Below are 2,052 nucleotides of genomic sequence, written 5' to 3'. Positions count from 1 at the left end.
ACAACCCAATGGTGCTGCTCCTCAAGTTAAATTAGCTAAAAAAGCCGATTTAGACTGGTTGTTCTGGGCGCACAGTGCCGGAGAAATCCGTCTAAAATTTTTGGATGAATCAGGTTTTTCTCTTTGGAGTCCCGTCAGCTACACTTATGCTCGTCTTGGAGAGCAGAAAGTCTTAGAACAGACTAAAAGACGAGGAAAAAGATTAAATATTCTGGGACTTTACTCGCTGGGAGTGAGTTTTGACTAACGCAATTTAAATTACGAACAGCTTATCTGGGGTATTATCTTATTAATTGGGTTAGGTACTTACTTACAGTAAATCAACATGAAATTAACCAATTTCTCTTTTCTGTCCAAGCTTTCTTTTCTGTTGGCGACTCTGATCTTAGCAGCAGTACCAGTCAGGGCAGCTTCCCTTGATGCTGTGCGCTGGGCTGACCTGCCACTCGGACAGCCGGGGGTACCTGAGGGGTTAACTGCCGACACCAAGGGAAACATCTACGCTGCCTCGTTTGTACTGACTTCTAATTTTCAACCGCCGTTTAATAATAATATCTATGCCTGGAATCCGAACGGACAACTTCTCTCAACGACCCCTTTGCCTTCCCATGTGGTTTCCTTGGGTAATGTCGTTGTGGGGAATACTTTCTACCAGATTGATATCTGGAATGGCGATGTACTGGAATACAATCTACCATTGACCAACCTAAGTACTCCCACCCGGACCTACGACATTTGCGATGGGTATGCTTCACTGTCTAGCGGTCAGGGGAAGTTTTGTGGGCTGAATGCGATTGAAATGATCTCCGACGGCAAGTTACTGATATCGGACAATGGTGCCTCAGACTTCGGGCAGAATCAAGGCAATATTTACTATCTCGACCCAACCAACTCGACCAGCGGCATCTTCTTCAGTAATTCAGCACTAGGTCCCCTTGGCTTTCCTCCGTTCGGAGTAAACGGTCTCGCCTTCAGCCCCGAAAAATCTGCCCTCTTTATGGGGAATACGAGTACCGACACAATCTACAAGCTAGACCTGACGGGGTGTGCTGTGAGTTGTTTGCCAGGAAATTTCAGCGTCTTCGCTCAGGGAGGACCAATCGATGGACCTGACAATATTGACTTTGATGATAATGGGTTACTATGGGTAGCCTCAAGTCAAAAAGACCAAGTCGTCGTGCTGAACGCCCAGGGACTGGTGGTACAGGTCGTCGGTTCTTTCAGGGGCCTATCGTCCGATGGCGCACCAATTAGCCTGATGGGACCGGCGGGCATTGTCTTCAGCCAAGGCAATATCTACGTTGCTAATCAGGCCAATCCGACCCTTCGCCTTGTGAACGTTCCCATTAATATGATTGGGAATCCACCTCGGTATGAGGGACTAAATATTTACACCATTGCACGCATTCAAGAAGTTCCCGAATCCTCAACTATCATGGGTATGGGAGTAGTTTTAGGTGCTATGTCCCTTCTCAAAAAAGATTATGCCAAAAGCAACAAGAAAAAGGACAAGGATACTTAGTGCTGGCTGAAAAATTCAGGGAACAACTGATTCAATTAAATTCTTCACCTTCTCGCTATAGCAATTCGGCGTTGCTGATTTGAGATATGAATCTTCTTTTGTGGGATTTTTAAAACCTAGACCCAAACTAACTTTTGGATAGGTGCAAGGTTGTCATTCATACCTTGATTCAGCAACGCCCACGGCCGAAGCCCACACCCCAGGAAAAACTTTTTCAGCAAGCCCTACTTAAGTAGGTAGGCGAAAAAACTTATAAAATAGTAGAAAACCCTTTGTGGAGGAGGAATAAAACCTTGCCAGCCCCTCTAAAAATTGATTTAATTGAAGAAGAAGACAAAAACTTGCAGGAATTCCTTATAGGGTCAAGGAGAGAGCCGAAATCATTAGATTTAGGCATTATGGATGGTCAGTGGAGAAGATAGCCCAATATTAAGGGAAAATCGCCCCACACCGTGCGAGATTGCTTCCATCGTTGGAAAAAGCGAGGAATGGAAGGATTGTGGGAAAAAATGGGAAGAGGAAGAAAAAAG

General features: G+C 45.2%; 1 protein-coding gene and 1 pseudogene. Both read left to right on the top strand.

The genetic code is table 11. The features are described from left to right. Positions 1-220: pseudogene (locus tag O9334_RS17530) on the top strand (IS630 family transposase); the annotation flags it as partial. Positions 221-325: 105 nt separating this feature from the next. After that, entirely contained in the window at positions 326-1,522 is a 1,197-nt protein-coding gene (locus O9334_RS17525) for an SMP-30/gluconolactonase/LRE family protein (protein ID WP_288001485.1), read from the top strand. Positions 1,523-2,052: the final 530 nt, after the last annotated feature.

This window comes from Microcystis sp. LE19-8.1F (assembly GCF_027531715.1).
In the GTDB taxonomy this organism is placed as follows: Bacteria; Cyanobacteriota; Cyanobacteriia; order Cyanobacteriales; family Microcystaceae; genus Microcystis; species Microcystis wesenbergii_A.
This window is presented reverse-complemented; position numbering and strand designations above follow the sequence as displayed.

Bases quoted from the DNA above. Each gene is read 5' to 3' on its own strand.
- O9334_RS17525 (WP_288001485.1), top strand. From the start codon at position 326: ATGAAATTAACCAATTTCTCTTTTCTGTCCAAGCTTTCTTTTCTGTTG.